The organism is Trinickia soli (genome assembly GCF_002879855.1).
GTDB classification, from domain to species: domain Bacteria; phylum Pseudomonadota; class Gammaproteobacteria; order Burkholderiales; family Burkholderiaceae; genus Trinickia; species Trinickia soli.
Genome location: NZ_PNYB01000051.1, coordinates 1 through 5,484, shown reverse-complemented (window position 1 = coordinate 5,484; position 5,484 = coordinate 1). Strand labels below are relative to the sequence as shown.

The following is a 5,484-nucleotide window of genomic DNA, read 5'->3' as shown; positions in this document are numbered from 1 at the left end:
TCAAGCGACGCGATCTTTAAAAATTTACAGCCGATAAGTGTGGGCGCTTGATAGCGAACGCGAGGTTGGGTCTTCGGATCTGGCCGATAGCGAAAGTATCAAGTCTCACACTAGTATTGAGGTAGGGTTCATCGAAAGATGAATTCGATTTCGTCAGTACATTGAGTGAGCGACCGATTCTATTGAATCGAAAACAGTAACAGGTTTGAACTGAAGAGTTTGATCCTGGCTCAGATTGAACGCTGGCGGCATGCCTTACACATGCAAGTCGAACGGCAGCACGGGGGCAACCCTGGTGGCGAGTGGCGAACGGGTGAGTAATACATCGGAACGTGTCCTGGAGTGGGGGATAGCCCGGCGAAAGCCGGATTAATACCGCATACGCTCTATGGAGGAAAGCGGGGGATCTTCGGACCTCGCGCTCAAGGGGCGGCCGATGGCGGATTAGCTAGTTGGTAGGGTAAAGGCCTACCAAGGCGACGATCCGTAGCTGGTCTGAGAGGACGACCAGCCACACTGGGACTGAGACACGGCCCAGACTCCTACGGGAGGCAGCAGTGGGGAATTTTGGACAATGGGGGCAACCCTGATCCAGCAATGCCGCGTGTGTGAAGAAGGCCTTCGGGTTGTAAAGCACTTTTGTCCGGAAAGAAATCCTCTGGGTTAATACCCCGGGGGGATGACGGTACCGGAAGAATAAGCACCGGCTAACTACGTGCCAGCAGCCGCGGTAATACGTAGGGTGCGAGCGTTAATCGGAATTACTGGGCGTAAAGCGTGCGCAGGCGGTCCGCTAAGACCGATGTGAAATCCCCGGGCTTAACCTGGGAACTGCATTGGTGACTGGCGGGCTAGAGTGTGGCAGAGGGGGGTAGAATTCCACGTGTAGCAGTGAAATGCGTAGAGATGTGGAGGAATACCGATGGCGAAGGCAGCCCCCTGGGCTAACACTGACGCTCATGCACGAAAGCGTGGGGAGCAAACAGGATTAGATACCCTGGTAGTCCACGCCCTAAACGATGTCAACTAGTTGTTGGGGATTCATTTCCTTAGTAACGTAGCTAACGCGTGAAGTTGACCGCCTGGGGAGTACGGTCGCAAGATTAAAACTCAAAGGAATTGACGGGGACCCGCACAAGCGGTGGATGATGTGGATTAATTCGATGCAACGCGAAAAACCTTACCTACCCTTGACATGGACGGAATCTTGCTGAGAGGTGAGAGTGCTCGAAAGAGAACCGTCGCACAGGTGCTGCATGGCTGTCGTCAGCTCGTGTCGTGAGATGTTGGGTTAAGTCCCGCAACGAGCGCAACCCTTGTCTCTAGTTGCTACGAAAGGGCACTCTAGAGAGACTGCCGGTGACAAACCGGAGGAAGGTGGGGATGACGTCAAGTCCTCATGGCCCTTATGGGTAGGGCTTCACACGTCATACAATGGTCGGAACAGAGGGTTGCCAACCCGCGAGGGGGAGCTAATCCCAGAAAACCGATCGTAGTCCGGATTGCACTCTGCAACTCGAGTGCATGAAGCTGGAATCGCTAGTAATCGCGGATCAGCATGCCGCGGTGAATACGTTCCCGGGTCTTGTACACACCGCCCGTCACACCATGGGAGTGGGTTTTACCAGAAGTGGCTAGTCTAACCGCAAGGAGGACGGTCACCACGGTAGGATTCATGACTGGGGTGAAGTCGTAACAAGGTAGCCGTATCGGAAGGTGCGGCTGGATCACCTCCTTTCTCGAGCTTACGTGTTCAACGTTAAGCGCCCACAGCTTATCGGCTGTAGATCAAGACAGACTCAGGGGTCTGTAGCTCAGTCGGTTAGAGCACCGTCTTGATAAGGCGGGGGTCGTTGGTTCGAATCCAACCAGACCCACCAATTGTCTGGCGCAAGAAACCTGAGCAGTCTCTGTATGGGGGCATAGCTCAGCTGGGAGAGCACCTGCTTTGCAAGCAGGGGGTCGTCGGTTCGATCCCGTCTGCCTCCACCATCCCCGCCATCGTTAGCGCTTGAGCGCTTGCGAGGGGGGCGATCCCCGAAGGGGGACAATCTTCAATGCCAAGTATTCAGCCCTGAGTATTTTGCATTGGCGATTGAGCCAGTCAGAGCGACTGAAGTAGTGAGTCGGCTGTCGATCTTTAACAATCTGGAAGAAGTAGTAATGGATATTGGAAGCGTCTTGAGATGGACGTGGAAGATATCGATGGGTAGTGATTGTATCCAAAGTATTTAAGTGATCTTAACGTCACTTGGAATACGGCACAACGCGAGAACTCAAACCTGTAGCGGAGCGGAGACGCTCTCGTTATAGGGTCAAGCGAACAAGTGCATGTGGTGGATGCCTTGGCGATCACAGGCGATGAAGGACGCGGTAGCCTGCGAAAAGCCCCGGGGAGCTGGCAAACGAGCTTTGATCCGGGGATGTCCGAATGGGGAAACCCACTCCGTATGGAGTATCCATAGCTGAATACATAGGCTATGAGAGGCGAACGCGGTGAACTGAAACATCTAAGTAACCGCAGGAAAAGAAATCAACCGAGATTCCCAAAGTAGTGGCGAGCGAAATGGGAAGAGCCTGTACGTGTTATCTGTGTTGTTAGCTGAACGCTCTGGAAAGTGCGGCCATAGCAGGTGATAGCCCTGTAAGCGAAAACAGTATGGAAGGACTAGGCGTACGACAAGTAGGGCGGGACACGTGAAATCCTGTCTGAAGATGGGGGGACCATCCTCCAAGGCTAAATACTCGTGATCGACCGATAGTGAACCAGTACCGTGAGGGAAAGGCGAAAAGAACCCCGGGAGGGGAGTGAAATAGATCCTGAAACCGCATGCATACAAACAGTCGGAGCCTCGTAAGGGGTGACGGCGTACCTTTTGTATAATGGGTCAGCGACTTACGTTCAGTAGCAAGCTTAACCGATTAGGGCAGGCGTAGCGAAAGCGAGTCCGAATAGGGCGTTCAGTTGCTGGGCGTAGACCCGAAACCAGATGATCTATCCATGGCCAGGTTGAAGGTGCGGTAACACGTACTGGAGGACCGAACCCACTAACGTTGAAAAGTTAGGGGATGAGCTGTGGATAGGGGTGAAAGGCTAAACAAATCTGGAAATAGCTGGTTCTCTCCGAAAACTATTTAGGTAGTGCCTCGTGTATCACCTTCGGGGGTAGAGCACTGTCATGGTTGAAGGGTCCATTGCGGATTACTTCGCCATAGCAAACTCCGAATACCGAAGAGTGCAATCACGGGAGACAGACATCGGGTGCTAACGTCCGGTGTCAAGAGGGAAACAACCCAGACCGCCAGCTAAGGTCCCCAAATATGGCTAAGTGGGAAACGAAGTGGGAAGGCTAAAACAGTCAGGAGGTTGGCTTAGAAGCAGCCACCCTTTAAAGAAAGCGTAATAGCTCACTGATCGAGTCGTCCTGCGCGGAAGATGTAACGGGGCTAAGCCATATACCGAAGCTGCGGATACGCACGAAAGTGCGTGTGGTAGGAGAGCGTTCCGTAAGCCTGCGAAGGTGCCTTGTAAAGGGTGCTGGAGGTATCGGAAGTGCGAATGCTGACATGAGTAGCGATAAAGGGGGTGAAAGGCCCCCTCGCCGTAAGCCCAAGGTTTCCTACGCAACGTTCATCGGCGTAGGGTGAGTCGGCCCCTAAGGCGAGGCAGAAATGCGTAGCTGATGGGAAGCAGGTCAATATTCCTGCACCATTGTTAGATGCGATGGGGGGACGGATCGCGGAAGGTTGTCCGGGTGTTGGAAGTCCCGGTCGCTGCATTGGAGAAGGTGCTTAGGCAAATCCGGGCACGTAATTCAAGGGTGTGGCGCGAGCGGCCTAGTGCTGCGAAGCAATCGGAAGTGGTTCCAAGAAAAGCCTCTAAGCTTCAGTCTAATGATGACCGTACCGCAAACCGACACAGGTGGGCGAGATGAGTATTCTAAGGCGCTTGAGAGAACTCGGGAGAAGGAACTCGGCAAATTGGTACCGTAACTTCGGGATAAGGTACGCCCTTGTAGCTTGACTGGCCTGCGCCAGGAGGGTGAAAGGGTTGCAATAAACTGGTGGCTGCGACTGTTTAATAAAAACACAGCACTCTGCAAACACGAAAGTGGACGTATAGGGTGTGACGCCTGCCCGGTGCCGGAAGATTAAATGATGGGGTGCAAGCTCTTGATTGAAGTCCCGGTAAACGGCGGCCGTAACTATAACGGTCCTAAGGTAGCGAAATTCCTTGTCGGGTAAGTTCCGACCTGCACGAATGGCGTAACGATGGCCACACTGTCTCCTCCCGAGACTCAGCGAAGTTGAAGTGTTTGTGATGATGCAATCTACCCGCGGCTAGACGGAAAGACCCCATGAACCTTTACTGTAGCTTTGCATTGGACTTTGAACCGATCTGTGTAGGATAGGTGGGAGGCTATGAAGCGTGAACGCCAGTTTGCGTGGAGCCGTCCTTGAAATACCACCCTGGTTTGTTTGAGGTTCTAACCTTGGCCCGTGATCCGGGTCGGGGACAGTGCATGGTAGGCAGTTTGACTGGGGCGGTCTCCTCCCAAAGCGTAACGGAGGAGTACGAAGGTACGCTAGGTACGGTCGGAAATCGTGCTGATAGTGCAATGGCATAAGCGTGCTTAACTGCGAGACCGACAAGTCGAGCAGGTGCGAAAGCAGGTCATAGTGATCCGGTGGTTCTGTATGGAAGGGCCATCGCTCAACGGATAAAAGGTACTCTGGGGATAACAGGCTGATACCGCCCAAGAGTTCATATCGACGGCGGTGTTTGGCACCTCGATGTCGGCTCATCTCATCCTGGGGCTGTAGCCGGTCCCAAGGGTATGGCTGTTCGCCATTTAAAGAGGTACGTGAGCTGGGTTTAAAACGTCGTGAGACAGTTTGGTCCCTATCTGCCGTGGGCGTTGGATATTTGAAGGGGGCTGCTCCTAGTACGAGAGGACCGGAGTGGACGAACCTCTGGTGTACCGGTTGTCACGCCAGTGGCATCGCCGGGTAGCTATGTTCGGAAGAGATAACCGCTGAAAGCATCTAAGCGGGAAACTCGCCTTAAGATGAGATATCCCCGGGGCTTCGAGCCCCTTGAAGGGTCGTTCAAGACCAGGACGTTGATAGGTCGGGTGTGTACATGCAGTAATGCATTGAGCTAACCGATACTAATTGCCCGTACGGCTTGATCCTATAACCGGAGCGTCTTATTCCCATAGTCGGGATAAGATCGTGACAGGTTTGATCCTCGCAGTGCCACACAATCACTGCCCCATCGATCACCCATCCATTACACCGGGCTCAGCGCCCGATACTTCTTCCCGGATTGGCTGTGCGCCCACCCGCGCCGCAGCAACAAGTTATGCCTGATGACCACAGCGAGTTGGTACCACCCCTTCCCATCCCGAACAGGACCGTGAAACGACTCCACGCCGATGATAGTGCGGATTCCCGTGTGAAAGTAGGTAATCGTCAGGCTCC

General features: G+C 53.6%; 2 tRNA genes and 3 rRNA genes. All 5 read left to right on the top strand.

The annotated features are described in order from the left end of the window. Positions 1–207: 207 nt before the first annotated feature. The 5 genes from C0Z19_RS27510 to rrf all read left to right on the top strand — a co-directional run bounded on the left by C0Z19_RS27510 (position 208) and on the right by rrf (position 5,481). Positions 208–1,738: ribosomal RNA gene (locus C0Z19_RS27510) — 16S ribosomal RNA — on the top strand. Positions 1,739–1,803: 65 nt separating this feature from the next. Beyond that, positions 1,804–1,880: transfer RNA gene (locus C0Z19_RS27505), tRNA-Ile, on the top strand. Between the two features lie 36 nt (positions 1,881–1,916). Then, positions 1,917–1,992 (top strand) — tRNA-Ala (locus tag C0Z19_RS27500). A gap of 321 nt (positions 1,993–2,313) precedes the next feature. Then, positions 2,314–5,196: ribosomal RNA gene (locus C0Z19_RS27495) — 23S ribosomal RNA — on the top strand. Positions 5,197–5,368: 172 nt separating this feature from the next. Further along, positions 5,369–5,481: ribosomal RNA gene (gene rrf, locus C0Z19_RS27490) — 5S ribosomal RNA — on the top strand. The 16S, 23S and 5S rRNA genes sit together here with 2 tRNA genes alongside, the layout of an rRNA operon. Positions 5,482–5,484 lie beyond the last annotated feature (3 nt).